The following is a 25,497-nucleotide window of genomic DNA, read 5'->3' on the forward strand; positions in this document are numbered from 1 at the left end:
GCCTACAAGGTGCCCCGCATCATCCAGTTCCGGGAAAGCCTCCCCAAGTCCAGCGTGGGGAAGATCCTGAAGCGGGAACTCACCCGGGAGGTCCAGCCCAAGCGGTAGGATGGACCTATGGGCAAGGTCTACAAGAAGGTGGAGCTGGTGGGTACGAGCGAGGAGGGCCTCGAGGCCGCCATCCAGACCGCGCTGGCGCGGGCGCAGAAGACCCTGCGCCACCTGGACTGGTTTGAGGTGAAGGAGATCCGGGGCACCGTCGGCGAGGGTGGGGTGAAGGAGTACCAGGTGGTCCTGGAGGTGGGGTTCCGCTTAGAGGAGTAGGTAAACTTCTCCAAAACAAGCAATAGGCTTGACAACATTGGGCTCAGACTCCTACCCTGAAAATGGGAGGTGAAGCCTATGAGCGCCACCGGGCTGGAGGTCTTTGACCGGACCCTCCACAAGACCCACGCCTGGCTCAAGGCCATCATGGAGGAGCTGGGCACCGAGGACCGCCACAAGGCCTACATGGCCCTGAGGGCGGTGCTCCACGCCCTGCGCGACCGGCTCACCGTGGAGGAGGTGGCCCAGCTGGGGGCGCAGCTTCCCATGCTGATCCGGGGCCTCTACTACGAGGGCTGGGACCCCACGGGCAAGCCCCTGAAGGAGCGGCACAAGGAGGCCTTCCTGGCCCATGTGGCCCAGGAGCTCAAGACCCCTTCCGGCCCCGCCGTGGACCCGGAGGCCGCAGTAAGGGCTGTCTTCAAGGTCCTTTCCCGGGAGATCTCCCAAGGGGAGCTAGAGGACATCCTGGGCCTCCTGCCCAAGGAGCTGCGCGCCCTCTGGCCCCAAGGCTAAGCGCCCACCCCTTAAGCTTTCCACACCGAGCCCGTGCCCTAGATCATGCGCATACCCTCTTTGGGGCCCCCACCGTGGCGAACACGGTGGGGCACTTAGTCCAGGACGAAGCGGTCCTCCGTCTCGTGGAGGCGCACCCGGTGGACGATGCGCTGGTCCTGGTTCCCCCCTGGCTCCGTCATGGCCACCACGGTGACGTAGGGGCGCAAAGGGCTCCTCAGAACTTTCTTGGTCAGGGTCTCCTCCACCTGGAAGATGCCGGCGGAGTTGTTCATGGTGACCTGGATCTCCACCGGCACCTTCTCCCCCTTGAGGATCCGCACCTCGTCCACCGCCAAGGCGCTGATGGAGTGGATGTCTATACTCCCCAGGGCGAAGGCCTTCCTGCCCCGGCCCTTGGTGATGTCGGTCCCGTCCGCCACGGCGGTGATCCCCGCCTCAATGGTCAAGGGCTCCGGGGAGAGGTCGTGGCTATAAATGCTGTGAAGCATCAGGGCCCTGAGGGCGGTGCGCTGCTCGGGATCGGGGTAGAGCTTGTCCAGGATGCGGTTCAGGATGGGGAGGGCCAGGGCGACCCCAAAGGCCTCGTGCCCCTCCCGGTGCACCTGGTTGCCCAGGTCGTGGAGCATGGTGGAAAGGAGGACCACCACGTGGGCGTCCTCCAGATCCCCGGCCCCCGACTCCAGGGTGTCCAGCCGCACCCCTGCTTCGGCCAAAAGCTGGAGGATGGCCACGCTGGCCGCCCCGGTGAGGAGGGCGTGGACCCGGCCGTGGTCGTTGTAGCCCAGCTTGCGCATGGTGATGTAGTTGGCCATGTTCCAACCGGCGCGGGCCTCCGGGTCCTGGACGAGGAGCTCGTAGGCCTTGAGGGCCTTGGGGAAGGCCTTAAGCCGCTCGCGGATGGCCTGGTCGGCCTCGGCGTAGAGCTTGGCCTTGGGACTGGCTACGTGGACCACGCGTTCTCCCGTCATGGGCACCCTCACCTTACCCCAGGGCCGGAAAGAAAAAGGAACCTCACTCCCCCTTGAACACCGGCGGCCGCTTCTCCAGGAAGGCCCGCACCCCCTCCTTCATGTCCTCCGTGGCGGCGGCGTAGCCGAAGAGGTCGGCCTCAATCTCCAAGGCCTCGGCCAGGTCCAGCCCCTCCCCCCGCACCACGCTCTCCTTGGCCAGGGCCAGGGCGATGGGGGCGTTTTTCAGGATCTTCTGGGCGAGCTTCTTGGCCTCCTCCAGGGCGTCCTCCCCCACCCGGTTCACCAGTCCCAGCATGAGGGCCTCCTCCGCGTCCACGTGCCGCCCGGTGAAGATCAGGTCCAAGGCCCGCCCCCGGCCGATGAGGCGGGGCAGGCGCTGGGTGCCCCCGAAGCCGGGGATGAGGCCAAGCCCCACCTCAGGCAGGCCCAGCTTGGCCCCCTTGGCCGCCACCCTGAGGTCGCAGGCCAGGGCGAGCTCTAGCCCCCCGCCCAGAGCGTAGCCGTGGATGGCGGCGATGGTGGGGATGGGCAGGGCGGCGATCTCGGCAAAGACCTGCTGGCCCAAAAGGGCGTACTCCCGGGCGGTGAAGGGGTCCTTCAGGGCAGCGATCTCCTTAAGGTCCGCCCCGGCGGCGAAGGCCCGCCCCTCGCCCCGGAAGATGGCCACCCGGGCCTCGGGGTCTTGGGCGATCACCTCGGCCACCTGGGCGAGCTCCTCCAAGACCTCCCGGGACAGGGCGTTCAAGGCCTCGGGGCGCTTCAGGGTGACTAGGGCGATGCCCTCCTCCACCTCGTAAGCCAGGTGCTGAAACTCCGGGATCTCCAGGACGAACTCGTGCTCGTGCTCCATGGTTCAAACCTCCAGGACGGCCTCGAGGGCCACCTCCACCATACGCCGTATCCCCTCCTGGAGCACCTCCTGCGGGTAAAGCTCCGAAGCCCCGATCTGGTTGGAAACGACAAGAAGGGCCCCCGCCCGCACTCCCCGCATCCTTCCCAGGAGGAAGAGGGCGCTAGCCTCCATCTCAAAGGCCAAGACCCCAAAGCGGGCCCACTTGCGGGCCTCCTCGGGGGTGGTGGCGTAAAAAGCGTCCTCGGTGGCGATGAGCCCCACGTGGTGGGGGTAGCCCTTGGCCTCGGCCTGGGCCCAAAGGGCGCGGAAAAGCAGGGGATCGGGCACGGGGGCGTAGGGAAGCCCCCCCAGGTACTGGCGGGTGGCCCCGTCCAGGGGCACCGCCCCTTGGGCGATGACCAAATCGCCCGGGGCCAAGGCCTCGTCCACCGCCCCGCAGGTGCCCACCCGGAGGAGGACCCGGGCCCCAAGCCGGATCAGCTCCTCGGCCACGATGCTGGCCGAAGGGGCCCCCATCCCCGTGGTCTGGACGGAGACGGGCACCCCCTTGTACCGCCCCGTGTACCCCCAAAGCCCCCGGTGGGTGTTGTAGCGGACGGGCTCCTCCAGGAAGTTCTGGGCGATCCACTCCGCCCGCCCCGGGTCCCCGGGAAGGAGGACCCTTTCCGCCACGTCCCCCGGCCTAGCCCGCACGTGGATGGGACTCATACCGTCTAAGGATACTACAGCCTGAGGGCCGGAAGGCCTTCCACCAAGGCCTCGTCGTGGGTGGCGAGGAGGAGAGCCGCCCCCACCTCCCGGGCAAGGCCCAGGAAAAGGCCCAAAACCTCCCGGGCCTGGCGGCGGTCCAGGCTCGCCGTGGGCTCGTCCGCCAGGAGAAGCCGTGGCCTCGGGTAAAGGGCCCGGGCCACCGCCACCCGCTGCCTCTCCCCCCCGGAAAGCCGCTGGGGGAGGAAGTGGGCCCTTTCCTCAAGCCCAAGCCGCGCCAGAAGGGAAAGGGCCCACCTTCGGTCCACCCGGCCCAGGAGGTACCCCGGGGCCAGGACGTTTTCCAAAGCGGTGAGCTCGGGGAAGAGGAAGTGGTGCTGGAAGACGAAGCCCACGAAGCCCAGGCGGAGCCGGGCCAAGGCCCCCTCCCCAAGGCCCCGGATGGGCCTCCCCTCCCAGAACACCTCCCCCTCCTGCAAGGGCAGAAGCCCCGCCAAAAGGTGAAGCAACGTGGTCTTGCCGCTTCCTGAGGGGCCCAGGACGGCCAAGGCCTCCCCCGGCCCCAAGGCGAAGGAAAGCCCCCGAAAGAGGGGGCTGTTGGCGTAAGCGAAGCCCAGGTCCCTGGCCTCCAGCACCGGCCGCATCCTCTCATGGTCTAGGCAGAAGATGAAGGTTAGGTTAGAGTTAAACCGATGGTGCCCTCCCCCCTGTTCCAAGGCTTGAGGCCAGAGGAGGTCCGGTTGGCCCTTTCCTACTTCCAGGAAAGGCCCCTGGCCAAGGGACGGCTCGTCTTTCAGCAGGGGGACCTGGGCCAGGCCCTCTACTTGGTGGCCCAAGGCCGCATCCGGCTCTACCGCCTCCACCTAGGAGGGCAGGAACGGACCCTAGGCTTCATGGGCCCTGGGGGGGTGTTCGGGGAGATGGCCCTTCTGGAGGAAGGGGAAAGGAGCGCCAGCGCCGTCGCCGAGGAGGATAGCCTCCTTTTGGCCCTCTACCGGGAGGCCTACCTCGCCCTCCTCCAGCGCCTTCCCCTGGTGGGGCACAACCTGGCCCGGATCCTGGCCCAGCGCCTAAGGGAAGCCAACCTGGAAATGGACCTCCTGGCCTTTGAGGAGGCGCAAAGCCGGGTGGCCTACGCCCTCTTGAAGCTCCTCAAGCAGGGCTTGGGACCCGAACTGGCCCTTAGGCACCAGGACCTGGCCGCCTTGGCGGGAGCGAGCCGGGAGACCGTGACCCGGGTCCTCCACGAGCTCCAAAGGCTTGGGATCGTAAACCTGGCCCCGGGAAGGGTATGGGTGGGAAACCCGGCCCTCCTGGAGGAGGTGGCCTTCGGGCTGCTGTAAGGAGGAAGGGTGCGTCTGCGCGTTGACCTCTTACCCACGGCGGAAGCGGCCTACCCCGATGTGGTGTTGGTGGTGGACGTGATCCGGGCCACCACCACCGCCGCCTGCTTTTTGGAGGCGGGGGCGGAGGCCCTTTACTGGGTGGCGGACCTGGAGACCGCCAAGGCCTTCAAGGACGAGGACGTGGTCCTGGCCGGGGAGGTGGGAGGGCTTAGACCGGCGGGGTTTGACCTGGGGAACTCCCCCAGGGAGGCCCTCGAGGCCCCGGTGGGGGGGAAGATCGTGGTGATGAGCACCACCAACGGCACCAAGGCCGCCCACCTGGCCGCCCGGAGCGCCAAACACGTCCTCTTGGCCTCCCTTTACAACGCCCACGCCGCCGCCCGCCTGGCGAGGGAGCTGGCCACGGAGGAGGTGGCCATCCTCTGCGCCGGGAAGGAGGGGCGGGCGGGCCTGGACGACCTCTACACCGCCGGGGTCCTGGCGGAGTACCTGGGGTTTTTGGGAGAGGTGGAGCCCGAGGACGGGGCCCGGATCGCCCTGGCGGTGAAGCGGGCCTACCAGGACCCCTTGGAAGCCTTAAGCCTTTCCGCCGCCGCCTTGGCCCTGAAGGGAGTGGGCCTCGAGGCCGACATCCCCTTCTGCGCCCAGGTGGCCAAGGCCCCCACCGTCCCCCTCCTCTCGGGACGGGTGGGGGCGGCCTTGGTCTTCAAGCGGGCCCTGCCCGGCCAGACCTAATCCGAGAGACCCCCTCGGGGTACTTAGAGGCCTTCTTGGGCCAAAAGCTCGTGGAAGCGCCGGATGGCGGCGATCCCCTTTTCCAGGTTGACCAGGTCCAGCTTCTCGTTGGGGGCGTGGAGGTTGTCGTCGGGAAGGCCCAGGCCCAAAAGGACGATGGGGACCCCCAGGGCCTCCTTGAGCTCGGCCACCACGGGGATCGTCCCCCCCTCCCGGGTGTAAACGGGAGGCCTCCCCCAGACCTCCTCCAAGGCCCGGGCCATGAGGCGCATGGGGGGGCTATGGGGATCGGTGAGGACGGGCTTCCCCCCGTGGAGCCTTTTCACCGCAAGCTGATAGCCGGGAGGGCAGAGGGCCTTCAGGTAGGCCTCCGCCAGGTCTGCCACCGCCTCCGGGTCCTGGTCCGGCACCAGGCGCATGGAAAGCTTCATCCCCGCCTCGGCGGGGATCACCGTCTTGGAGCCCTCTCCCTGGTAGCCGCCCCAGATGCCGTTGGGGTCCAGGGTGGGCCGGGCCCAAAGCCTTTCCAGAGGGGAATAGCCCTCTTCCCCCGGCAGGACCTCCACCCCAAGCTCCCGCTTCAAGGCCTCCTCGTCCAAGGAGGGCCAAAGCCTCCTTTCCTCCTCCGAGGGAGGGCGCACCCCCTCGTAAAAGCCCGGGATCAGGATCTTCCCCGTCCTCTCGTCCTTGAGCCGGGCGAGGAGCCACCCCAGGGCCTGGATGGGGTTCGGGGCCACGCCCCCGAAGGCCCCCGAGTGCAGGTCCCGCCTCGCCCCCTTAAGGTGCACCTCCAGGTAGCAAAGCCCCCTTAGGCCGTAGGTGAGGGTGGGGGTGTGGGGGGCGAACATGGCCCCGTCGGAGATGAGGACCACGTCCGCCCGGAGCTTCTCCCGGTTTTCCCGCACGAAGGCGGGAAGGTGGGGGCTTCCGATCTCCTCCTCCCCCTCCACTAAAAACTTCACGTTCACCCGGGCGGAAAGGCCCTCCAAAGCCGCCACGTGGGCCCAAAGCTGCCCCTTGTCGTCGGAGGCCCCCCGGGCGTAAAGCCGCCCGTCCTTCACCACCGGGGCAAAGGGCGGGGTCTCCCAAAGCTCCAGGGGGTCTTCCGGCTGGACATCGTAGTGGCCGTAGACCAGGACCGTGGGGGCCCCCTCCTCCACGATCCTTTCCGCGTAGAGGATGGGGTGAAGGGGGGTCTCGTGGAGCTCGGTGGCGAAGCCCAGGGCCTTGAGCCTTTCCCCAAGCCAAAGGGCCGCCCGGCGCACCTCGCCTTTGCGGGCGGGGTCGGTGGAGACCGAGGGGATGGACAGAAACTCCAGTAGGGGCTCTAAGACCTTCATGCCCCCATGCTACCCTCTTCCGCCAGGGCCTTGCCCTCTTCCAGAAGGAGGAGCTTAAGCCGGGTGACCTCGGCCTCAAAGCGGGCCTGCAAGGCCTCCAGCTCCGCGCGAAGCCGCATGATCTCCTCCACCCCTGCTAGGTTCACCCCTAGCTCCTGCGTCAGGCGGCGGATCTCCCTAAGCTTCTCAATGTCCCGCTCCGAGTAAAGCCTCGTCTTCCCGCTAGACCGCTTCGGCTTGATCAAACCCTTCCTCTCGTAAAGCCTTAGCGTCTGCGGGTGCATCTCCACAAGCTCCGCCGCCACGCTGATCACGTAGACGGGGCGGTCCTTGGGGGAGGGTTTCTCCGCCTCCTTGGGGGGCGGGAGGGCCTTGCGCTCAAGCTCTTGGAAACGGTCGCCAAGCTCCCGCTTAAGCCGGGCCACCTCCTGTTCAAAGCGGGCCTGGAGGGCCTCGAGCTCCGCGCGAAGCCGCATGATCTCCTCCACCCCCGCCAGGTTCACCCCTAGCTCCTGCGTCAGACGGCGGATCTCCCTAAGCTTCTCAATGTCCCGCTCCGAGTAAAGCCTCGTCTTCCCGCTAGACCGCTTCGGCTTGATCAAACCCTTCCTCTCGTAAAGCCTTAGCGTCTGCGGGTGCATCTCCACAAGCTCCGCCGCCACACTGATCACGTACACGGGACGGTCCTTGTCCATAGGCCCTAAGCTCCTCCCGCTAAGCCCACCTACCATTTTTCATTATACCCCCCCTGCGAACCCCAGGCGCAAGGAAGCTTTCCGCGCTGCCTCCACCACCCGGGAGGCCAGGCGGTGGGCCTCCTCCAGGGAGAGGCGGCTTGAGGGGGCGGAGAGGGAGAGGGCCGCCACCACCTCCCCCGTGGGCCCGAAGACGGGGGCGGCCACGCACCGCACCCCGAGTTCCTTCTCCTCGTTGTCCAGGGCGTAGCCCCGGCCGCGCACCTCCTCAAGCTCCCGAAGGAGGTCGGGAAGCCGGGTGAGGGTGTGGGGGGTGTAGGGGGTGAGGCTAAGCCCCTCGGGCACCCCCAGGTAGGCCAGGAAGACCTTCCCCACCCCGGTGGCGTGGAGGGGGGTCCGGGAGCCGGGGGCGGTGAAGAGGCGGACGAGCTTCGTCCCCTCCGCCTGGTCCAGGTAGAGGGCCTCCCGCCCCAGGGGCACCGCCAGGTTCACGCTCTCCCCCGTCTCCCTGGCCAAGGCCTCCATCTCGGGGCGGACCGCCTGGGAAAGCGAACGCTTGGGGTAGGCCTGGCCCACGGCAAAGGCCCTGGGCCCCACCCGGTAGACCCCGTCCTCCTCCTCCACGAAGCCCGCCTGGGCCAGGGCCCTGAGGAGGCGGTAGAGGGTGCTCTTGGAAAGGCCCACCCGCTCGGCCAAGGGGCCCAAGGGGCTTTCCCCCGCCTGGGCCAGGGCCTCGAGGACCCGAAGCCCCCTTTCCAGGGTCTTCACCGCCTGGGGTGGCTTCTCCCGAGGACGCGCCATGCCCTTTAGCCTAGCGGGGACGGCCTAGTTTTTCAACATACAAAAAACCTTTCTGCTTCTTGACAATCCCGCCCCGCCTCCCGTAAGCTCGGACCACCATGAAGGGCGTGGAGATCCGCAAAGACCACCCCCTCCTCAAGGAGGTCCTGACGGAGGAGGCCCTGAGGTTCGTGGTGGCCCTCCACCGGGAGTTCAACCCGGTGCGCAAGGCCCTCCTGGAACGGCGCAAGGAGCTTTGGGAGCAGTACAAGGCCGGGGAGAAGCCGGACTTCCTCCAGGAGACCGCCTTCGTCCGGGGCGGGGACTGGAAGGTGGCGGAAGCCCCCCCGGACCTTTTGGACCGCCGGGTGGAGATCACGGGCCCCGTGGACCGGAAGATGATCATCAACGCCTTAAACTCCGGGGCCAAGGTCTTCATGGCGGACTTTGAGGACGCCCTCTCCCCCACCTGGGACAACGTCATCCAGGGGCAGAAAAACCTCATAGACGCCGTCCGCCGCCAGATTGACTTCGTCTCCCCCGAGGGGAAGGCGTACAAGCTCAAGGAAAAGACCGCCACCCTGGTGGTGCGCCCCAGGGGCTGGCACCTGGTGGAAAAGCACGTCTACGTGGACGGGGAGCCCATCTCGGCGAGCCTCTTTGACTTCGGCCTCTACTTCTTCCACAACGCCCACGAGCTCCTAAAGCGGGGAAGCGGGCCCTACTTCTACCTCCCCAAGATGGAAAGCCACCTGGAGGCCCGCCTCTGGAACGAGGTCTTCAACTTCGCCCAGGACTACCTGAAGATCCCCCGGGGCACCATCCGGGCCACGGTCCTCATTGAGACCATCCTGGCGGCCTTTGAAATGGAGGAGATCCTCTACGAGCTGAAAGAGCACGCCGCCGGGCTCAACGCCGGCCGCTGGGACTACATCTTCAGCTGCATCAAGAAGTTCGCCACCACCGCCCCCATCTTCCCCGACCGGGCCCAGGTGACCATGACCGTGCCCTTCATGAAGGCCTACACCGAGCTTCTGGTGAAGTCCTGCCACATCCACGAGGCCCACGCCATCGGGGGCATGGCCGCCTTCATCCCTAGCCGCAAGGATCCGGAGGTGAACGAGAGGGCCTTCCAGCAGGTGCGGGCCGACAAGGAACGGGAGGCCTCCCAGGGCTTTGACGGCACCTGGGTGGCCCACCCCGACCTGGTGCCCGTGGCGATGGAGGTCTTTGACCGCTACCTGGGGGACAAGCCCCACCAGAAGCACGTGAAGCGGGAGGACGTCCAGGTGAGCGCCCAAGACCTCCTGAACTTTGAGGTCCCCGGCGGGAAGGTGACGGAGGCAGGCCTCCGGAACAACATCTCCGTGGCCCTCCAGTACCTGAACCAGTGGCTTTTGGGCAACGGGGCCGCCGCCATCTTCAACCTCATGGAGGACGCCGCCACCGCCGAGATCAGCCGGGCCCAGCTTTGGCAGTGGATCCACCGGGAGGCCAAGCTGGAAGACGGCCGCACCATCACCCCCGAGCTCTACCAAAAGGTCAAGGAGGAGGAGCTCCAAAAGCTTGGGGGTAGGGAGGTGGGCCGCTACAAGGAGGCGGAGGAGATCCTGGACCGGCTCGTCCTCTCCGAGGAGTTCATTGAGTTCCTGACCTTGGTGGCCTACGACTACATTGACTAGGGCCAAGGAAGGGAAGGGCGGGGGACTTCCCCCGCCTTTTGCCCTAAAGTGAGGGGGAAAGGAGGGAAAGCGTGGGGTTTTTAGAGGAGCTCAAGGCCCTTCTTCCCGGAAGGGTCCTCACAAGGGAGGCGGAGCTTGCCCCCTACGAGTCCGACGCCCTCACCGCCTACCGCAAACGGCCTTTGGCGGTGGTCCTGCCCGAAAGGAAGGAAGAGGTCATCGGGGTGGTGCGGCTTTGCCACCGGTACGGCGTCCCCTTCGTGGCCCGGGGGAGCGGGACGAGCCTAAGCGGGGGGTCCTTGCCCGTGGAGGGGGGGATCGTCCTCGCCCTAAACCGGATGAACCGGATCCTAAGGCTAGACCCCGAGGCCAGGATCGCCGTGGTGGAGCCCGGGGTGGTGAACCTGGAGGTCTCCCGCCAGGCGGCCCCCTTCGGCCTCTACTACGCCCCGGACCCCTCCAGCCAGCCCGTCTCCACCCTCGGGGGCAACGTGGCCTTCAACTCCGGGGGGGCCCACTGCCTGAAGTACGGGATGACGGCGAACCACGTCCTGGGCCTCGAGGTGGTCACCCCCACGGGGGAGGTGGTGCGCCTTGGGGGGGAGAGCCTGGAGGGCGTGGGCCCCGACCTCCACGGCTTCTTCGTGGGCACGGAGGGGCTTTTGGGGGTGGCGGTGGAGATCACCCTAAGGCTTCTCCCCAAACCCGAGGCCTACCACACGGTCCTCGCCGCCTACGAGAGCCTGGAGAAGGCGGGGGAGGCGGTGAGCCTCATCATCCGCAAGGGGCTTCTCCCCGGGGCCATGGAGATCATGGACCGCCTGAGCATAGAGGCCGCGGAGAAGGCGGTGAAGGCGGGCTACCCCCTGGTGGAAGGGCTCCTCATCGTGGAGCTGGAGGGCCCCAAGGAGGAGGTGGCCGAGGAGGCCAAGGTCCTGGAGGCGATCCTTGAGGAAAGCGGAGCCCTAACGATCCGGGTCGCGCGAAGCGAGGCCGAGCGCCAGGCCATCTGGAAGGGAAGGAAGGCGGCCTTTAGCGCCGTGGGGCGGCTTTCCCCGGACTACCTGGTGCAAGACGGGGTGGTGCCCCGCTCCCGGCTTGGGGAGGCCTTAAGGGAGATCCAGCGCCTCTCCCGGGAGTACGGCCTTAGGGTGGCCAACGTCTTCCACGCCGGGGACGGGAACCTCCACCCCCTGGTCCTCTACGACGGGAAGCGGCCTGGGGAGCTGGAGAAAGCCGAGGCCCTGGCCGGAGAAATCCTAAAGCTTTGCGTGCGCCTTGGGGGGTCCCTAACGGGGGAGCACGGCATCGGGGTGGAGAAGAAGGGCTACATGCCGGAGATGTTCGCCCCGGAGGACCTCGAGGCCATGGAGCGGGTCAAAAGGGCCCTGGACCCCAAGGGCCTCGCCAACCGGGGCAAGGTCCTGCCGGAGGTGGCCCATGCCTGAGGCGCGGCGCCTGGCCGAGGTGGTGGAGGCGGTGAGGGCCTACCCCCGGCTTCGGCCCAAAGGGGGAGGCACCAAGCCCGCCCTCTCCACACCCCGGGAAGGGGAGGTCCCCTTGGAGCTAGGGGGGCTTTCCGGCATCCTGGAGTACCACCCCGAGGAGTTCGTCCTCACCGCCTTGGCCGGGACCCCCATCGCCGAGGTGGAGGAGGCCCTGAAGGCCCACGGCCAGTACCTCCCCTTCCACCCGCCCTTGAAGGGCCGGGGGGCCACCCTGGGGGGGACGGTGGCGGCGGGGCTTTCCGGGCCCTTGCGCCACCGCTACGGGGGGCTTAGGGACTTCCTCTTGGGGGTGCGCTTCGTGGACGGGGAGGGGAGGGTGGTGCGGGGCGGGGGAAAGGTGGTGAAAAACGCCGCGGGCTTCCCCTTCCACCGCCTCATGGTGGGGGCCTTGGGAAGCCTTGGGGTCTTGGTGGAGCTTTCCTTCAAGGTCTTCCCCTTTCCCCCAAGCACCAAGACCCTCCGGGTGCGGCTTCCTGGCCTCGAGGCCGCCCTGGAGGCCCTTAGGCGCCTAAGGCTACTCCCCTTGGACCTCCTGGCCCTGGACCTGGTGCCCCCGGCCACCCTGGAGATCCGGCTTGGGGGCTTCCCCCAAAGCGTGAAGGCCCGGCTGGAAAGGCTTCAAGCCCTTCTTGAAGGGGAAAAGGAGGTCCTGGAGGAGGACGAGGCCCACTGGGAGGCGGTGCGGGACCTCCGCTTCCTGGAGGGAAGCCCCATCTGGGCCAAAATCCCCGCCAAGCCCCAAAGGATCCCCCAACTAGAGGCCCTCCCCTTGGGCCCTAGGCGCTACCTGGACGGGGGGGAGGTCCTCTTCGCCGGGATGGACGGGGAAGGCCTCTTGGCCCTGAGGCAGGCGGGCCTTCCCCACCTGGTCCTCAAGGGGGCCCAAGACCCCCTCTTCCCCCCACCCCCAGAGGCCTTCTTCGCCAAGGTCAAAGAGGCCCTGGACCCTTCGGGCCGCTTTCCCTTAGGGTGAGAGCATGCAGCACCAAATCCCCCTAGACAAGCTGGGCAAGGAAGGGGAGGTGATGGCCCACGCCATAGAGGCCTGCGTCCACTGCGGCTTCTGCCTCCCCACCTGCCCCACCTACCTGGTCCTCCAAGAGGAGATGGACTCCCCCAGGGGGCGGATCTTCCTCATGAAGGAGGTCTTAGAAGGTAGCCTCCCCCTGGAGGAGGCCCTTCCCTACCTGGACCGCTGCCTGGCCTGCCAGGCCTGCGTCACCGCCTGCCCAAGCGGCGTCCCCTATGGGGAACTCATCGCCACCTTCCGCCTTTGGAGCGAGGGAAAACGGCACCGCTTCCCCTTGGAAAGGACCTACCGCCTAGGCCTCCTCCGCACCCTCCCCTACCCGGAGCGCTTCCGGCCCCTGGCGGAGCTTGGGACCCGCCTCAAGCCCCTCCTCAAGCCCCTCCCCCTGCCCAAGCCCCTCAAAGCCCCCCTGGCCCTCCTCCCGGACCGCCTGCCCCGGGAAGCCCCCTACCAGGAGGTCTACCCCGCCAAAGGGGAAAGGAAGGCCCGGGTGGGGCTCCTTTTGGGGTGCGCCCAGCGGGTCCTCCGCCCCTCCATCAACCAGGCCACCCTGAGGGTCCTCCAGGAAAACGGGCTCGAGGTGGTGGCGGCCCGGGAGCAGGCCTGCTGCGGGGCCTTAAACCTCCATGCCGGGGACAAGGAGGGGGCGAGGGCCCTCGCCCGGAAAAACCTAAAGGCCTTCCGGGACGTGGACTACGTGGTGACCAACGCCGCCGGGTGCGGCTCGGGGATGAAGGAGTACCCCCTCCTCTTCCTGGGGGAAAAGGAGGAAGAGGAGGCCAAAGCCCTCGCCGCCAAGGTCAAGGACCTCACCGCCCTCCTGGACGAGCTGGGCTTCACCCCGCCCCCACCTCCCAAAACCCCCTTGCGGGTGGCCTACCACGACGCCTGCCACCTGGCCCACGCCCAAGGGGTGCGGGAGGCCCCGAGAAGGCTTCTCAAGGCGGCGGGGGTGGAGGTGCTGGAGCCCAAGGAGTGGGAAATCTGCTGCGGGAGCGCCGGCACCTACAACCTCTTCCAGCCCGGGATCGCCGAGGCCCTAGGCCGCCGCAAGGCGGAAAACCTGAAGGCCACGGGAGCAGAGCTGGTGGCCACCGGCAACATCGGCTGCCTCACCCAGATCCAGGCTTACCTGGACCTTCCCGTGCTCCACACCGCAGAACTCCTGGCCCTCCTCTACGCGGGGAAGGACCCCTTAGACCCCAAGGCCCTGGAGGAGGGTTTAGCTTGACATGCATACCAGGTTGCAGCCATACTTAAAGCATGGCCCTCACCATCCGCAACAAGGAGGTGGAGAACTTGGTGGAGGAGGTGGCCCGCCTCACCGGGGAGACCAAGACCGAGGCCATAAGGAAAGCCCTGGCGATGCGCCTCAGGGAACTTAAGGGCAAGCGGAAGCAAAACCAGGTGATCCGTTTCCTGGAGGAGGAGGTCTGGCCCAAGATCCCTCCGGCTCTCCTAGGCCAGGGCATTTCCAAGGAAGAGATGGACGAGCTTTGGGAGGACTAAGGTGTTCGTGGACGCTTCGGCGCTTCTGGCCATCCTCCTCCGGGAGCCCGACTATCCGATCTATCTGGAAGCTATCGAGAAAAATCCCGGGGCCAAGGTGGGCGCCCCCACCCTGGCGGAAGCGGCCATCGCCTTTGGCCGCAAGGTGGGCTTTGAGCACGTGCATCTGGTAGAAGATCTGGTGCGGTTTCTCGGGCTGGAGATCGTCCCCTTCACCGAAAGCCATTTCCGGGAAGCAGTGCGGGCCTACGCCCGGTACGGCAAGGGCCGCCACCCCGCCCGGCTCAACCTGGGGGACTGCCTAAGCTACGCCCTGGCCCGCGCCGAAGGGGAGCCCCTCCTCTACAAGGGCCAAGACTTTGACCAAACCGACCTAGCGTGGAAGCCCTCCTGAAGGAAGCCTTCCTCGAGGCCCTAAGGGCCACGGACCCCCACCGCCTCACGGCGAGGCACCTTCCCCCCTGGAGGCCGGACCTCGTCCTGGCGGTGGGGAAGGCGGCGGCCCCCATGCTCGAGGCCGCCCTGGACCGGTACGGGGAAATCCCCTACCACCTCACCCTCCCCAAGGGCCAAGACCCAAAGGGGCTTAGGGCGGTCCTCGCCCGCCACCCGGTGCCAGACGGGGAAAGCCTAAGGGCGGCGGAAGAGGTCCTTGGGCTCCTTAAGGGCCTTTCCCCAAAGGCGCGGGTTTTGGCCCTGGTCTCCGGCGGGGGAAGCGCCCTCTGGTGCGCCCCCTTGGGGGTCTCCCTGGAGGAGAAGCAGGCCCTCACCGAAGCCCTCCTAAAGAGCGGGGCCAGCATCCACGAGGTAAACGCCGTGCGCAAGCACCTCTCCCGGATCAAGGGGGGAAGGGCCCTCCTCGCCACCCAGGCCCAAGTCCACGCCCTTCTCCTCTCCGACGTTCCGGGGGACGACCCCAGTGTCATCGCCTCGGGGCCCTTCCACCCCGACCCCACCACCTACGCCGAGGCCCTCGCCGTCTTGGACCGCTATGGCCTCGCCTTCCCCGAGGCCCGGCGGGTGTTGGAAAGGGGGGCCAGGGGAGAGTTCCCCGAGACCCTAAAGCCCCAAGACCCCGCCCTAAGGCGGCTTTCCTTCCGCCTCACAGGGACGAACCTCCACCTCCTCCGGGCGGCGCAGCGGTTCCTGCGGGCCCAGGGCTTCCGGGCGGTGGTCCTCTCCGACCGCTTCGGAGGGGAGACACGGGCCCTCGCCCGCTTCCACGCCGAGCTCATCGGGGCGATCCGCGCCCACGGGGTGCCTTTCCGGAAGCCCCTCTTCCTCCTCTCGGGGGGCGAGGCCCAGGTAAAGGTGGTGGGCAAGGGGAGCGGCGGGCGGAACCTGGAGTTTTTGCTCGCCCTCTACGCCCACCTCCAAGCCCCCCTTTACGCCCTGGCCGCCGACTCCGACGGCCTGGACGGGAATAGCGGCGCCGCCGGGGCCCTCCTCACCCCGGCGGTGTGGGAAAAGGGCCTAGACCCCAGGCCCTTCCTGGAGGAAAACGATAGCCTCGGCTTCTTCCAGGAGGCGGGAACCCTTCTGAAGACCGGCCCCACCGGGACCAACCTGAACGATTTTCGCCTCCTCTTCGTGGGATGAAGGCTCAAAGGGGGATGTAAAGGATCCGCCCCTCTAGCTCCCCCTCCTGCGCTGCCTCCAGGATGAGAAGGAGGTCCTCCAACACCTGACCCAACCCCGCACCCCGGCGCACCAGGATAAGGCCGGGCATAGGCGCCCCTGCCTCCAGTCGCCGGATGGCCTCGAGGCCCATGGTAGCCCTATCCTTGGAGACCACCACCCGCCCCCTCTCCGCCGCCCAGGCCAGCACCTCGGCGTCCGACCGCCCTCCCAGGCCCACGTCCACCACCCGCAGGACATCCGTCCCCGGGCGCCTTCGCAAAAGCCCCCTCAAAAGCGCCGTCTCCACGTTTTCATCTAGGAGAAGCTTCACACCTTGCCCAAACGGGAAAGAAGTTCTCGGGGAAGAAACCTTCTGGCCTGGGCCTCCGCTTCCCTAGCCCGGGCTTCCTGGCGCCTCCGGTAGGCCTCCACCTCCTCGGGGTGGCGCAGGGCGTAGGCCAACACCAGGTACACATCCTCGAGGCGGAGGCTAGGATAGGCGAGCACCATCTCCTCCGGGGAAAGGCCCCTCTCGTAAGCCTCCAAAAGGTCCTCCAGGAAGACCCGGGTCCCTTCCACGTAGAGCTCCCCAGTCTCGCTTTGGGCCAAGGGGATAACCTCCCGCAAAACCATGCGCACCCTCAGGTTAGCACGGCAAGCCCTTGTGTAGACTATAAGGGTTGGCGAGCCTCTACGTCCACGTCCCCTTCTGCCCCACCCTGTGCCCCTACTGCGACTTCCACGTGGTGCGCCGGGGGCCGGAGTGGGTGGAGGCCTACTTAAGGCGCCTCAAGGAAGAGGCCCAAGCCCTTCACGAAAGCTACCCTGAGCCCCTACGCACCCTCTACCTGGGCGGGGGGACGCCAAGCTACCTAAGGGACCGGGAGCTCGTGGCCCTCTTCCAGGCCCTCCCCTGGCCCCTTGCGGAAGGGGCGGAGGTGACCCTCGAGGCCAACCCCGGCACCCTCTCCCCAAGCCGCCTAAAGCTCCTGAGGGACCTGGGGGTGAACCGCCTCTCCTTAGGGGTGCAAAGCTTCCAAGACCCCGTGCTCCGCTTCCTGGGAAGGGCCCACGGGAGGAAGGGAGCCCTTAAGGCGGTGGGGATGGCCCTGGAGGCGGGCTTTCGCGTCTCCATAGACCTGATCCTGGGCCTTCCCATGCAGGACGTGGAGAAGGACCTAAAGGAGGCGGCAAGCCTAGGGGTGGGGCATGTCTCCGCCTACACCCTCCAGGTGGAAAAGGGCACCCCCTTCGCCCTCCTGGGCCTAAGGGAAGACCCCGAACGGGAGGCCTGGGCCATGGAGCGGGCGGAGGCCCTTTTGGGGGAAGCGGGGCTTTTCCGCTACGAGGTCTCCAACTTCGCCAAGGAGGGGGAAGAGGCCCGGCACAACCTGGTCTACTGGCGAAACGGTTTCTGGCTCGCCCTAGGCCCCGCCGCCACGGGCCAGTACCCCGGGGAAGGCAAGGCCTACGCCCTAAGGCGCACGGGCCCGCCCCTTCCCCGCTGGCTCCAGGGGGAGCCCCCAAGGGAGGAGGTCATCTCCCCCCTGGACCACGCCAAGGAAAGCCTCATGCTGGGCCTAAGGCTTAAGGAAGGGGTGGATGTGGGGGCGGTGGAGGCGAGGACGGGGCTTAGCCTCTTTCCCTTCCTTCAGGAAGCGGCCCAGGGCCTGGCCCAAGAAGGCCTCCTCCGGGTCCAGGGGAAAAGGCTTCTCCCCACCCCCAAGGCCTTCCCCCTCCTCCACCGGGTGGTCCTGGAGCTATGGGAAGCCCTTGACCCCCTGGCCTTTGGGGATTAAGCTTTGACCGAGTTCAAAAGGAGGTGGCCATGGACCTCAACGCCCTTGCCCAAAAAGTGGCCCAGGCCCAGCCCTTCACCCGGCACCTGGGCGCCGAACTCCTCGAGGCCCGGCCCGGGGAGGTGGCCTTCGCCCTGGAGGTCCGCCCCGAGTTCTACCAGCACCTGGGGGTGGCCCACGGCGGGGTGATCACCGCCCTTTTGGACAACGCCCTCACCTTCGCCGGGGGCACGGTCCTGGGGGCGGAAGTGCTCACGGTGGAGTTCAAGGTCAACTTCCTCCGCCCCGCCAAAGGCTAAAGGCCCTAGGCCGGGTGGTCCACGCCGGGAAGCGCCTCGCCGTGGTCCTGGGGGAGGTCTATTGCGAAGAGGGCGGGGAAAGCCGCCTGGTGGCCTTGGGCCAGGGGACCATCAGCAAGGCCTAGGCGAAGGCCAGGGCCTCCCGGGCCCTATCCGCCAGGGCGAAGAAGCGCTCCTTGGTGAGGGGGATCTTCCCCGTCACCAGGCCTTTGCCCGGCTCAAAGTGGGCGTGGAGGTGGATGTGGGCCCGGGGCAGGCGGAGGCCGATCCGCTTTAGTTTGGCGTGGCGGGGAGAGACATCGGCCAAAAGGAAGGGCTCCCCTAAGGCGTCGGAAAGGGAGGCGGTCATGATGGTGGTGGGGAGGTCGTAGGGACGCTCCATGCGGTAGATGAAGTCGGGGAAGTCCGCCTCCTTCTCAAAGCGCACGCCCTTCGCTTGAGCGTACTCCCGCATCCAGGAGAGGAGCTCCACCCAGGCCTCGTAGAGTTCGCGCTCGGAAGACGCGCTCATGGCTCAAGTATAAGGCCCCGGGGCGGCCCCCGGGGCACCTTGGTGGGCGCGAGTGGACTTGAACCACCGACCCCTACCGTGTCAAGGTAGTGCTCTAGCCACCTGAGCTACGCGCCCGCGCTTTTGGAGGCGCCGGCCGGATTCGAACCGGCGAATGGAGGTTTTGCAGACCTCTGCCTTACCACTTGGCTACGGCGCCAAGCCGTAAGGTATGGTAGCACGAAGCCCCAAAGGGTGTCAAGAAAAATCCGTTGCCAGCGAGAAAAGTGGTATCATGGCCTCTAGTGGACGAGGTTTTCGTGCGCCTGCGCCGCGGACGCTGGCCCCTTTCCAAGGGGCTTTTGGTGGAAGCCCTCCTTCCCCTGGGGGTCCCCACGGAGGTGGCCCACGCCCTGGCCCACACGGTGGAGGAGCGGCTCAAGCGCCTCAGGCGCAAGGGCGGGGTGACGCCCCGGACCCTGAGGCGGATCTTCCTGGAGGAGGTGGAGCGGGAGCTTGGGCCGGAGAAGGCCCGCCTCCTCGCCAAGCAGACCCTTCCCTTTGAGGAGATCTTCGTGGTGGAGGGCAGAAAGCAACGCCCCTTCTCCAAGGGCCTCCTCACCCGGAGCCTCGAGGATGCGGGCTTCTCCCTCAGGGAGGCGCACGAGCTGGCCAAGGCCGTGGAAAGGCGGCTCCGCCTGGAGGGCGTCCGCCGCATCCCCGCCAAGCGGCTGGAGAAAGTGGTGGCCGAGGAAGCCCGGCGCCTCTACGGCCCCGAGGCGGGGGAGCGCTACCGGGCCCGCCTCCTCTACGCCGGGGAGCTCTTCGTGGAGGAGGCCCCGGGGGCGCCCAGGGTCCCCTTTTCCAAAGGCATCCTGGCCCAGTCCCTCATGGCTATCGGCCTCTCCCCCGACCGGGCCTTCCGGCTCGCGCGGGAGATGGAGGTGGCCCTCCACCGGGAAGGCGTCCAGGTCATCCGCCGGGACGAGCTGAGGCGGCGGGTGCACCAGGCCCTCCTGCGGGAGGCGGGGGAGGAGATGGCCCGCCGCTACCTGATCCTGCGGAGCCTGCGCAAGCAACCCCGGCCCGTCCACATCCTCATCGGGGGGGTCACGGGGGTGGGCAAGAGCGTCCTCGCCTCGGCCTTGGCCTACCGCCTGGGCATCACCCACATCGTTCCCTCGGACGCCGTCAGGGAGGTCTTCCGCGCCTCCCTCTCCAAGGACCTCCTCCCCACCCTCCACCTCTCCACCTTTGAGGCCTGGCGCGCCCTCTCCCCCGGGCTCGGCCTCGAGGGGGAAAGCTACGAGGTCCAAGTGATGCGGGGGTTTTTAGACCAGGTGGCCAAGGTGGCCGTGGGCCTCAAGGCCATCCAGGAGAGGAGCGCCCTGGAGGGCACCTCCATCGTCTTGGAAGGGGTCCACGTGGTGCCCCGCTTCCTGCAGCACCCCTACCAGGACCGGGTCTTCACCATCCCCATGCTCGTGGCGGTGCAGGACGAGAACCTGCACCGGGACCGCTTCCTCCTCCGCGACCGGGAGACGGGGCACGCCCGGCCCAAGGAGCGCTACCTCCAGCACTTTGAGGAGATCCGCCTCATCCAAAACCACCTCCTGCGTTGGGCCCGGGAGGAGGGGATCCCCGTGATCCCGGGGGAGGACCTGGACGAGGGGATTGAGAAGGCTTTGGAGGTCCTGGTGGCCTACCTCGAGGCCCAGGGGCAGAGGCTGGAGGAGGCCCATGCTTGAGCCTCTCCTCTTCCCCCTCCTCCTCGCCGTGGCCTTCCGCCTGAGGCGGCTCGCCCCCCTCTTCGCCCTAGGGTTTTGGGCCAACCTCCTCTGGTTCGTCTACCAGAACGAGTGGGGCTCGGGCTGGCTCACCTACCTGCGGGGCCTCGGGGTGGGCCTCTTCCTCGCCGCGGGCTACGGGGAGCCCCCCCTCGCCTGGAGCCTCCTCCCCTGGCCCCTTCTCCTCTACGCCAAGCTCCAGGTACGAGAACTCCTCCCCTACCTCCCCGGCCTCACCGACGGGCTCGGCCTCGGCCTCCTCCTTTACCTCCTAGGCTTCCGCAGGCGGTAAAAGGCGTAAGGAAGCCCGGCGCCCAAAAGCCCCCCGAGGAGGAAGGCCCAGGGGTGGCCGTAGAAGAGCTGGAGGAAGAGGATCCCCCCGTAAAGCACGGCGAAGAGGGGGACGAGGAAGGGCCTTTCCCCGTAGGCCACCGCCGCCCCCCCGAGGGCGAGGCCCAGGGTGAGGGCAATGCCCTCCTGGCTCGGCCGGAACCAGAGGAAGTAGGCGTAGCCCGCCACCCCCAGGAGGGAGAGGGCTTGCGCCAGGCGGTTGGCGTCCATCAGTCTTTGACGAAGCGCTTCACCAGGAGCTGGGAGAGCGCTAGGGCCACACCCCCCCAGGCCACCTGCGGCTCACGTCCCAAAAAACCCATGACCGCCGAGAAGACCCCGGCCACCAGGAAGAAGGGCACGTACTTAGGGCTCACCGTGAGGCCCAGGACGAAGGCCACCAAAAACCCCGCCACCCCCGGAGGAAGGCTCGCCCCGAGGGCCAGGAAGAGGAGCATGAGGGCGATGGTGATGGCCCCCGCCAGGTAGTAGGCCCCGGGAAAAGGCTCGGGGACTTTCTTGCGGGCGCGCTCGGCCATGCCCCAAGGCTATCACAAAAGCCCCGCGGCCGCGGCCACGGCCTCGAGGGTGGCGGGAACCGGCGGGGCAAGCTTTGCCACCTTCTCCGCGGTGGCCGGGTCCTTGAGGCCGTGGCCCGTGAGGGTGAGAACCACGGTGCTCTCCGGCTCAAGCCTACCCTCCCGCAACAGCTTGAAGACCCCCGCCATGGCGGCGGCGCTTGCGGGCTCGCAGAAGACCCCTTCCTCCCGGGCCAGGTAGCGGTAGGCGAAGAGGATCTCCTCGTCCGTCACCGCCTCTATGAGCCCCCCCGACTCCTCCTTGGCCCGCACGGCCCCTTGCCAGCTCGCCGGGTTGCCGATGCGGATGGCGGTGGCCAGGGTCTCGGGGCGCTCCACCGGGCGGCCCAGGACCAAGGGGGCCGCCCCCGCCGCCTGGAAGCCGAGCATTTTGGGAAGCCTCCTGGCCTTGCCCAGGGCGTGGTACGCCTTGTAGCCCATCCAGTGGGCGGTGATGTTCCCCGCGTTCCCCACGGGGAGGGCGTGGTAGTGGGGGGCGTCGCCGAGCTCGTCCACCACCTCAAAGGCCAGGGTCTTCTGGCCCTCCAGGCGGTGGGGGTTCACGGAGTTCACCAGGGCCACGGGGTAGGCCTCCGTGAGGCTTCGGGTGAGGCGGAGAGCGTCGTCAAAGTTCCCCTCCACCTGGACGATCCTCGCCCCGTGCACCAGGCTCTGGGCCACCTTGCCCAAGGCCACGTACCCCGCGGGGAGGACCACGATGGCCAAAATCCCGGCCCTTGCGGCGTAGGCGGCGGCGGAGGCGGCGGTGTTCCCGGTGCTGGCGCAGGCGACGGCCTGGGCCCCCCCTTCCACCGCCTTGGAGACGGCGAGGGTCATCCCCCGGTCCTTGAAGCTTCCCGTGGGGTTTAAGCCCTCGTACTTGGCGTAGAGGCGGATGCCCTTCTTCCGCGCCTCCTCCGGGCCCTTAAGGGGGATAAGGGGGGTGGAGCCCTCCAGGAGGCTTATCACCGGCGTCTTCTCCGAGACCGGGAGGAGGTTCCGGTAGCGCTCTATGAGGGGCGGCCGCATGGCCCCATGCTCCGGCCTTAGGGCCTCGCCGTCAAGGGAGGAAAAGGCCCCGGGTTTCCAAGACAAAACCGGGAAGCTCGGGGCCTAAGGGCACCCGTTCCGGTCCCTGGTGGCCCTCCACCCCTCCCGGGCGGAAGACCTCCACCCGGTGGAGGTAAGGGTCCAGGAGGACCACGAGGCGCACCCCGTTCGCCAGGTACCAGGCCGCCTTCTCCCGGAGCTCCTCGAGGCCCTGGCTTCGGGAGCGCACCTCAAACACCGCGTCCGGGGCCAGAGGAGGAAACCCTTCCCGCGCCTCTGGGGAGAGGGCCTGCCACCGCTCGGCCAGGAGGAAAGCGGCGTCCGGGGCGAGGACCGAGCCGTCGGGGAGTTTGAACCCCGTGGAGGCGTCAAAGACCACCCCCAGGCCCCGCGCCTCGTTCCAACGGTAAAGCTGCCCTAGGACGGCGGCGCTGATCCGTCCGCTTTCCCCGCCCGTGGGGGACACCACCAACCTCCCGTCGGCCAGGCGTTCAAACTGCCAGCCCGGGTTCCGTTCGGAAAGGGCGCGGAGCTCCTCATCGCTCACGGGGCGCAGGAGGTCCAAAAGGGGCACGGCCTCATTCTACCCCCGGCCAGGGGCTCCCTTCCGCCAAAGGGGGCCTCGCCCGGGGGGCGGGGAGGTGCCCCGGGGCCCCGGAGAGGAGGCGGAGGAGGTCGGCGAAAAGCCCGCTCGCCGTGGCCCCACCCCCGGCCCCAGGCCCCGTGACGAAGGCCTCCCCCAAAGGCCGGGCCCTGACCCAAAGGGCGTTCCCCCGGGCCTGGGCCAGGGGGTGGTTCAGGGGAAGCCGCCTTGGGGCCACCACCGCCCGCCACCTCCCCCCTTCCCCGTAGAGGCTCGCCAAAAGGCGCACCCTCTCCCCCCGGTCCCTCGCCGCCTTAAGGTCCTCCGGGGTGAGGCGGGTGATGCCTTGGGCCTCCACCTGGGCGAAGGGGAAGCCGGGGTCTATGAGAAGCCGGGCCAGGAGGGTGAGCTTGTGGGCGGCGTCAATCCCCTCCACGTCCAGGGTGGGGTCGGCCTCGGCGTAGCCTAAGCGCTTGGCCTCGGCCAAGGCCTCGGCGTAGGTCCTGCCCTTTTCCATCTCTTGGAGGATGTAGAGGGTGGTGCCGTTCAGGATGCCGTGAAGTTCCAAAAGCTCGCTTCCCCGCAAGGTTTCCAGGAAGGAGAGGGCGGGGGTGCCTGCCATCACGCTGGCCTCGTGGTAGATAAGCCCCTCCTCGGCGAAGGGGCGCAGGGCCTCCCAGGCCTCGGCGAGAAGAGCTTTGTTGGCGGTGATGAGGGGGATGCCCGCCTCGAGGGCGGGAAGGACGAGCTTTAAGGGAGCCTCCACCCCCCCCATGGCCTCCACCACCACATCGGCCTCCAAAAGGTCAAAGGGCTCCACCCGAAGGAGGTCTTCCGGGATAGCCCTGGGCTTTTTCTTGTCCCGCACCAAAACGCCCAGAAACCTCGGGGAAAACCCGAGGGCGTGGAGTTCCTCCAGGCGCTCCTGGACCAGGGCGTAGAAGGCGCTTCCCACGGTGCCGCCTCCCAGGAGGGCGAGGGTTAAGGTTTCCATGTGGGGGATTATACTTGTTGCGCCTTCTAGCCTAAGCTCGCTAAGCTAAGTCCATGAAAGCCTTCGCCGTGCGCCGGGCCAAGACCCACCCCTCCCGCCTGGGGCACCGGGACCCCTTTGACCGCACCCTGGCCGCCCAGAGCCTGGCGGAAGGCCTCGTCCTCCCCACCCCCCACCGCGCCTTCCGCGCTTTCGGCGTGGAAACCCCTTGGTGAAGGACCTCCTGGAGGAACGGGCGCGGGGGCTTGGCCTCCTCGTGGCCTGGGCCCCTTTGGAAATCCCCGAGGCCTCGAGGCGGCGCTTCCTGGAGTGGCTGGAGGCGGGGCACCACGGGGAGATGGCCTACCTCAAGCGCCAGGCCGAGGCCCGCCTCCACCCCCAAAGCCTTTTCCCCTGGGCGCAAAGCGCCCTCCTCCTCTTCGCCCCCTACGCCTACCCCGACCCCGGCCGGCCCCAAGGGGGGCTTCGGGTGGGGCGGGTCGCCCGCTACGCCTGGGTGCGGGACTACCACCTCCTTCTGGGCGAGGAGCTTAGGCGCCTTGAGGTCCTGGCCCAAGGCCTTGGAGTGAGGGCCAAAGGCTACGTGGACCACGGGCCCCTTCCCGAGCGCACCCTGGCCGCCCTCTCCGGGGCGGGCTGGATCGGAAAAAGCGGCTACTTCCTCTCCCAGGCCTTCGGGGTCCACGCCTTCATAGGCGTCCTCCTCACGGATTTGGAGGTGGAGGCCCCGCCCCCCCACCCTAACCGCTGCGGCCGCTGCGCCCGCTGCCTCCCCGCCTGCCCCACCCACGCCCTCCTCGGGGACGGCACCCTGGACGCCAGGCGGTGCATAAGCTACCTCACCATTGAGCACAAGGGCTTTATCCCCCCCTCCCTTTGGCCCGGGATCGGGGACTGGCTTTTCGGCTGCGACCTCTGCGGGGAAGCCTGCCCGTGGGAGCGGTTCGGGAAGGTCTGGAAAGGTTTCCGCCCCGAGCCCGAGCTCGCCCACCCGGACCTTTTGGACTTCTTCCGCCTCTCGGGGCGGGCCTTCCAGAGGAAGTACGCGGGCACCGCTTTCCTCCGGGCGGGAAGGCCCCGCATGGCCCGGAACGCCCTCATCGTCCTCTTCAACCTGGGCCTGGGGGAGGCCCTCTTCCTGGAGGCGGCCCAGGACCCAAGCCCCCTGGTGCGGCGCACCGCCCTCCACGCCCTCTTCGGGGCGGGAAGGCCCGTGGAGGCTTTCCTAAAGGACCCAGACCCCCTAGTCCGCGCCGAGGCCTTGGCCCTCCTGGGAGAAGCGCCCCGTACGGTAGACCTTCTCCAGGACGGAAGGGAGCCCCCAGGCCCTGAGGTCAAAGAGGAGGGGGCCTAGGTCGTAGGGCACCTTGAGGAAGCGGGCCTTTAGGATGTCCGTGTCCAGGACCATGACGTCCGCCCCCGGCTCCCCGGAAAGGCTTAGGCCCACGCTCCCGGGGTCAGCCACGAAGCCCGCCCCCACCCGGCGGTAAAGGGGCACGTGGCCGCCCCCCAGGAAAAGCCCCAAGGCCTTTAGCCGCTCCAGGAGGGCCACCAGGTCCTTCATGGGGGCCATGAGGTCCAGGCGCTCCTCGGGGCCCTTGGGGCTTCCGTGGAAGCCCAGGAAGCGGCCCGCCGGAAGGGCCAGCCGGTAGGAGGCCCGGAGGCCTCGCAGGTAGGCCAGTTCTTTTTCGGTAAGCTGGGCCCGGGTCCAGGCCAGGGTGGCCCAGCCCACGCCCTGGGGCAGGGCGCCCGGCAAGGGGTAGGCCACCCGCAGGTCCCAGGCCCCGAGAAGGGCGGGAAGGCCCTCCTCCATGAGGCGCTGGACCACCTGCCTGGGGTGGGGGCCGTAGCCCACCAGGTCCCCGAGGACCAAGACCTCGTCCACCCCCTCCTGGCGGAGGGCCTCGAGGGCCGCCTCCAAGGCGGGGAGGTTGGCGTGGATGTCGGAGATCACCCCAAGGCGCATG

33 protein-coding genes and 2 tRNA genes are annotated in these 25,497 nt (G+C 67.9%); 17 read left to right on the forward strand and 18 right to left on the reverse strand.

Annotated elements, in window-relative coordinates; genetic code table 11:
• Positions 1 to 117 precede the first annotated feature (117 nt).
• Together IEX93_RS07080 and IEX93_RS07085 are read left to right on the forward strand one after the other, a co-directional pair.
• Positions 118 to 324: a dodecin gene (locus tag IEX93_RS07080; protein ID WP_188847520.1), complete on the forward strand. Its 207-nt coding sequence runs from the start codon at positions 118 to 120 to the stop codon at positions 322 to 324.
• A gap of 78 nt (positions 325 to 402) precedes the next feature.
• Positions 403 to 840 carry a DUF2267 domain-containing protein gene (locus IEX93_RS07085; RefSeq protein ID WP_188847521.1) on the forward strand — a complete coding sequence of 146 codons (438 nt, stop codon included), beginning with the start codon at positions 403 to 405 and terminating at the stop codon, positions 838 to 840.
• Positions 841 to 935: 95 nt separating this feature from the next.
• Here IEX93_RS07085 and IEX93_RS07090 read toward each other — a convergent pair whose 3' ends face one another.
• Genes IEX93_RS07090 through IEX93_RS07105 form a run of 4 tightly spaced genes read right to left on the reverse strand, consistent with a single transcriptional unit; the run spans position 936 to position 4,019 of the window.
• Positions 936 to 1,811 carry a phosphohydrolase gene (locus tag IEX93_RS07090; RefSeq protein WP_188847522.1) on the reverse strand — a complete coding sequence of 292 codons (876 nt, stop codon included), beginning with the start codon at positions 1,809 to 1,811 and terminating at the stop codon, positions 936 to 938.
• A gap of 43 nt (positions 1,812 to 1,854) precedes the next feature.
• Positions 1,855 to 2,664, reverse strand: coding sequence for an enoyl-CoA hydratase/isomerase family protein (locus IEX93_RS07095; RefSeq protein WP_188847523.1), 810 nt, complete (start codon positions 2,662 to 2,664; stop codon positions 1,855 to 1,857).
• 3 nt (positions 2,665 to 2,667) lie between these two features.
• A complete protein-coding gene (locus IEX93_RS07100) occupies positions 2,668 to 3,375 on the reverse strand; it encodes a phosphorylase family protein (RefSeq protein WP_188847524.1) in 708 nt (235 codons plus the stop codon).
• Between the two features lie 14 nt (positions 3,376 to 3,389).
• The gene (locus tag IEX93_RS07105; RefSeq protein WP_188847525.1) at positions 3,390 to 4,019 is read right to left on the reverse strand and encodes an ABC transporter ATP-binding protein; all 630 of its coding nucleotides are present in this window, start codon (positions 4,017 to 4,019) and stop codon (positions 3,390 to 3,392) included.
• Between the two features lie 48 nt (positions 4,020 to 4,067).
• Here IEX93_RS07105 and IEX93_RS07110 point away from each other — a divergent pair, with 48 nt between their 5' ends.
• Positions 4,068 to 4,718, forward strand: a complete 651-nt coding sequence (locus IEX93_RS07110; RefSeq protein WP_188847526.1) for a Crp/Fnr family transcriptional regulator — start codon at positions 4,068 to 4,070, stop codon at positions 4,716 to 4,718.
• Between the two features lie 9 nt (positions 4,719 to 4,727).
• Positions 4,728 to 5,456 carry a 2-phosphosulfolactate phosphatase gene (locus IEX93_RS07115; RefSeq protein ID WP_188847527.1) on the forward strand — a complete coding sequence of 243 codons (729 nt, stop codon included), beginning with the start codon at positions 4,728 to 4,730 and terminating at the stop codon, positions 5,454 to 5,456.
• 23 nt (positions 5,457 to 5,479) lie between these two features.
• Here the strand turns inward: IEX93_RS07115 and IEX93_RS07120 are convergent, their stop codons facing one another.
• From IEX93_RS07120 to IEX93_RS07130, 3 genes are read right to left on the reverse strand one after another with little or no spacing between them, the layout of a single operon-like run.
• Positions 5,480 to 6,796 carry a dipeptidase gene (locus tag IEX93_RS07120; protein WP_188847528.1) on the reverse strand — a complete coding sequence of 439 codons (1,317 nt, stop codon included), beginning with the start codon at positions 6,794 to 6,796 and terminating at the stop codon, positions 5,480 to 5,482.
• A complete protein-coding gene (gene hspR / locus IEX93_RS07125; protein ID WP_188847529.1) occupies positions 6,793 to 7,491 on the reverse strand; it encodes a heat shock protein transcriptional repressor HspR, fused homodimer type in 699 nt (232 codons plus the stop codon). The genes IEX93_RS07120 and hspR overlap by 4 nt, the downstream gene beginning before the upstream one ends.
• Before the next feature lie 42 nt (positions 7,492 to 7,533).
• A complete protein-coding gene (locus IEX93_RS07130; protein WP_188847530.1) occupies positions 7,534 to 8,292 on the reverse strand; it encodes an IclR family transcriptional regulator in 759 nt (252 codons plus the stop codon).
• Positions 8,293 to 8,390: 98 nt separating this feature from the next.
• On the opposite strand from IEX93_RS07130, the gene aceB reads away from it, so the two are divergent.
• The 7 genes from aceB (at position 8,391) to IEX93_RS07165 (ending at position 15,599) form a co-directional block, all read left to right on the forward strand.
• On the forward strand, positions 8,391 to 9,953 hold the full coding sequence (gene aceB / locus IEX93_RS07135; protein ID WP_188847531.1) for a malate synthase A: 1,563 nt from the start codon (positions 8,391 to 8,393) through the stop codon (positions 9,951 to 9,953).
• 71 nt (positions 9,954 to 10,024) lie between these two features.
• A complete protein-coding gene (locus IEX93_RS07140) occupies positions 10,025 to 11,401 on the forward strand; it encodes an FAD-linked oxidase C-terminal domain-containing protein (RefSeq protein WP_188847532.1) in 1,377 nt (458 codons plus the stop codon).
• Positions 11,394 to 12,434 carry an FAD-binding protein gene (locus IEX93_RS07145; protein WP_188847533.1) on the forward strand — a complete coding sequence of 347 codons (1,041 nt, stop codon included), beginning with the start codon at positions 11,394 to 11,396 and terminating at the stop codon, positions 12,432 to 12,434. Before IEX93_RS07140 ends, IEX93_RS07145 begins: the two co-directional genes overlap by 8 nt.
• Before the next feature lie 4 nt (positions 12,435 to 12,438).
• The gene (locus tag IEX93_RS07150; RefSeq protein WP_188847534.1) at positions 12,439 to 13,722 is read left to right on the forward strand and encodes a (Fe-S)-binding protein; all 1,284 of its coding nucleotides are present in this window, start codon (positions 12,439 to 12,441) and stop codon (positions 13,720 to 13,722) included.
• Between the two features lie 32 nt (positions 13,723 to 13,754).
• Positions 13,755 to 14,000, forward strand: coding sequence for a type II toxin-antitoxin system VapB family antitoxin (locus IEX93_RS07155; RefSeq protein ID WP_188847535.1), 246 nt, complete (start codon positions 13,755 to 13,757; stop codon positions 13,998 to 14,000).
• Position 14,001: 1 nt separating this feature from the next.
• A complete protein-coding gene (locus IEX93_RS07160) occupies positions 14,002 to 14,394 on the forward strand; it encodes a type II toxin-antitoxin system VapC family toxin (RefSeq protein WP_188847536.1) in 393 nt (130 codons plus the stop codon).
• Positions 14,379 to 15,599 carry a glycerate kinase type-2 family protein gene (locus IEX93_RS07165; RefSeq protein WP_188847537.1) on the forward strand — a complete coding sequence of 407 codons (1,221 nt, stop codon included), beginning with the start codon at positions 14,379 to 14,381 and terminating at the stop codon, positions 15,597 to 15,599. Before IEX93_RS07160 ends, IEX93_RS07165 begins: the two co-directional genes overlap by 16 nt.
• A 4-nt stretch (positions 15,600 to 15,603) precedes the next feature.
• Here the strand turns inward: IEX93_RS07165 and IEX93_RS07170 are convergent, their stop codons facing one another.
• Entirely contained in the window at positions 15,604 to 15,951 is a 348-nt protein-coding gene (locus IEX93_RS07170; RefSeq protein WP_188847538.1) for a DUF5615 family PIN-like protein, read from the reverse strand.
• Complete coding sequence (locus tag IEX93_RS07175; protein WP_188847569.1) at positions 15,948 to 16,253, reverse strand: DUF433 domain-containing protein; 306 nt, start codon at positions 16,251 to 16,253, stop codon at positions 15,948 to 15,950. Before IEX93_RS07175 ends, IEX93_RS07170 begins: the two co-directional genes overlap by 4 nt.
• A 47-nt stretch (positions 16,254 to 16,300) precedes the next feature.
• On the opposite strand from IEX93_RS07175, the gene hemW reads away from it, so the two are divergent.
• Together hemW and IEX93_RS07185 are read left to right on the forward strand one after the other, a co-directional pair.
• Positions 16,301 to 17,419 (forward strand): radical SAM family heme chaperone HemW, encoded by a 1,119-nt coding sequence (hemW, locus tag IEX93_RS07180; RefSeq protein WP_188847539.1) that lies wholly within the window; start codon positions 16,301 to 16,303, stop codon positions 17,417 to 17,419.
• Between the two features lie 29 nt (positions 17,420 to 17,448).
• Complete coding sequence (locus IEX93_RS07185; RefSeq protein WP_229906119.1) at positions 17,449 to 17,718, forward strand: PaaI family thioesterase; 270 nt, start codon at positions 17,449 to 17,451, stop codon at positions 17,716 to 17,718.
• Positions 17,719 to 17,839: 121 nt separating this feature from the next.
• Here the strand turns inward: IEX93_RS07185 and IEX93_RS07190 are convergent, their stop codons facing one another.
• The 3 genes from IEX93_RS07190 to IEX93_RS07200 all read right to left on the reverse strand — a co-directional run bounded on the left by IEX93_RS07190 (position 17,840) and on the right by IEX93_RS07200 (position 18,428).
• Positions 17,840 to 18,229, reverse strand: coding sequence for an NADH-quinone oxidoreductase subunit 15 (locus tag IEX93_RS07190; protein WP_008631775.1), 390 nt, complete (start codon positions 18,227 to 18,229; stop codon positions 17,840 to 17,842).
• Positions 18,230 to 18,269: 40 nt separating this feature from the next.
• Positions 18,270 to 18,346 (reverse strand) — tRNA-Val (locus IEX93_RS07195).
• A gap of 7 nt (positions 18,347 to 18,353) precedes the next feature.
• A tRNA-Cys gene (locus IEX93_RS07200) sits at positions 18,354 to 18,428 on the reverse strand.
• Positions 18,429 to 18,513: 85 nt separating this feature from the next.
• On the opposite strand from IEX93_RS07200, the gene IEX93_RS07205 reads away from it, so the two are divergent.
• Both IEX93_RS07205 and IEX93_RS07210 read left to right on the forward strand, forming a co-directional pair.
• Positions 18,514 to 19,956 carry an ATP cone domain-containing protein gene (locus IEX93_RS07205; protein ID WP_060384671.1) on the forward strand — a complete coding sequence of 481 codons (1,443 nt, stop codon included), beginning with the start codon at positions 18,514 to 18,516 and terminating at the stop codon, positions 19,954 to 19,956.
• Positions 19,949 to 20,287 (forward strand): hypothetical protein, encoded by a 339-nt coding sequence (locus tag IEX93_RS07210; RefSeq protein WP_188847540.1) that lies wholly within the window; start codon positions 19,949 to 19,951, stop codon positions 20,285 to 20,287. Before IEX93_RS07205 ends, IEX93_RS07210 begins: the two co-directional genes overlap by 8 nt.
• On the opposite strand, the gene IEX93_RS07215 is transcribed toward IEX93_RS07210, so the two are convergent.
• The 5 genes from IEX93_RS07215 to IEX93_RS07235 are packed head-to-tail and all read right to left on the reverse strand — an operon-like array spanning position 20,260 to position 23,530.
• The gene (locus IEX93_RS07215; protein ID WP_188847541.1) at positions 20,260 to 20,556 is read right to left on the reverse strand and encodes a hypothetical protein; all 297 of its coding nucleotides are present in this window, start codon (positions 20,554 to 20,556) and stop codon (positions 20,260 to 20,262) included. The two genes, IEX93_RS07210 and IEX93_RS07215, sit on opposite strands and share 28 nt — an antisense overlap.
• Positions 20,556 to 20,864, reverse strand: coding sequence for a hypothetical protein (locus tag IEX93_RS07220; protein ID WP_188847542.1), 309 nt, complete (start codon positions 20,862 to 20,864; stop codon positions 20,556 to 20,558). The genes IEX93_RS07215 and IEX93_RS07220 overlap by 1 nt, the downstream gene beginning before the upstream one ends.
• Positions 20,865 to 20,876: 12 nt before the next feature.
• Positions 20,877 to 21,932 carry a threonine synthase gene (gene thrC, locus IEX93_RS07225; RefSeq protein ID WP_188847543.1) on the reverse strand — a complete coding sequence of 352 codons (1,056 nt, stop codon included), beginning with the start codon at positions 21,930 to 21,932 and terminating at the stop codon, positions 20,877 to 20,879.
• 31 nt (positions 21,933 to 21,963) lie between these two features.
• Entirely contained in the window at positions 21,964 to 22,527 is a 564-nt protein-coding gene (locus IEX93_RS07230) for a Uma2 family endonuclease (RefSeq protein WP_188847544.1), read from the reverse strand.
• Positions 22,528 to 22,531: 4 nt separating this feature from the next.
• On the reverse strand, positions 22,532 to 23,530 hold the full coding sequence (locus IEX93_RS07235) for a homoserine dehydrogenase (RefSeq protein WP_188847545.1): 999 nt from the start codon (positions 23,528 to 23,530) through the stop codon (positions 22,532 to 22,534).
• Between the two features lie 53 nt (positions 23,531 to 23,583).
• Between IEX93_RS07235 and IEX93_RS07240 the strand changes: the two genes are divergently transcribed.
• A complete protein-coding gene (locus IEX93_RS07240) occupies positions 23,584 to 23,745 on the forward strand; it encodes a PIN domain-containing protein (RefSeq protein WP_188847546.1) in 162 nt (53 codons plus the stop codon).
• Positions 23,739 to 24,884: a tRNA epoxyqueuosine(34) reductase QueG gene (gene queG / locus IEX93_RS07245; protein WP_188847547.1), complete on the forward strand. Its 1,146-nt coding sequence runs from the start codon at positions 23,739 to 23,741 to the stop codon at positions 24,882 to 24,884. Before IEX93_RS07240 ends, queG begins: the two co-directional genes overlap by 7 nt.
• Here the strand turns inward: queG and IEX93_RS07250 are convergent.
• Positions 24,774 to 25,496: a metallophosphoesterase family protein gene (locus IEX93_RS07250; protein WP_188847548.1), complete on the reverse strand. Its 723-nt coding sequence runs from the start codon at positions 25,494 to 25,496 to the stop codon at positions 24,774 to 24,776. The genes queG and IEX93_RS07250 overlap by 111 nt on opposite strands.
• Position 25,497 lies beyond the last annotated feature (1 nt).

Origin of the sequence: Thermus composti (genome assembly GCF_014647535.1) — a bacterium.
Lineage (GTDB): Bacteria > Deinococcota > Deinococci > Deinococcales > Thermaceae > Thermus > Thermus composti.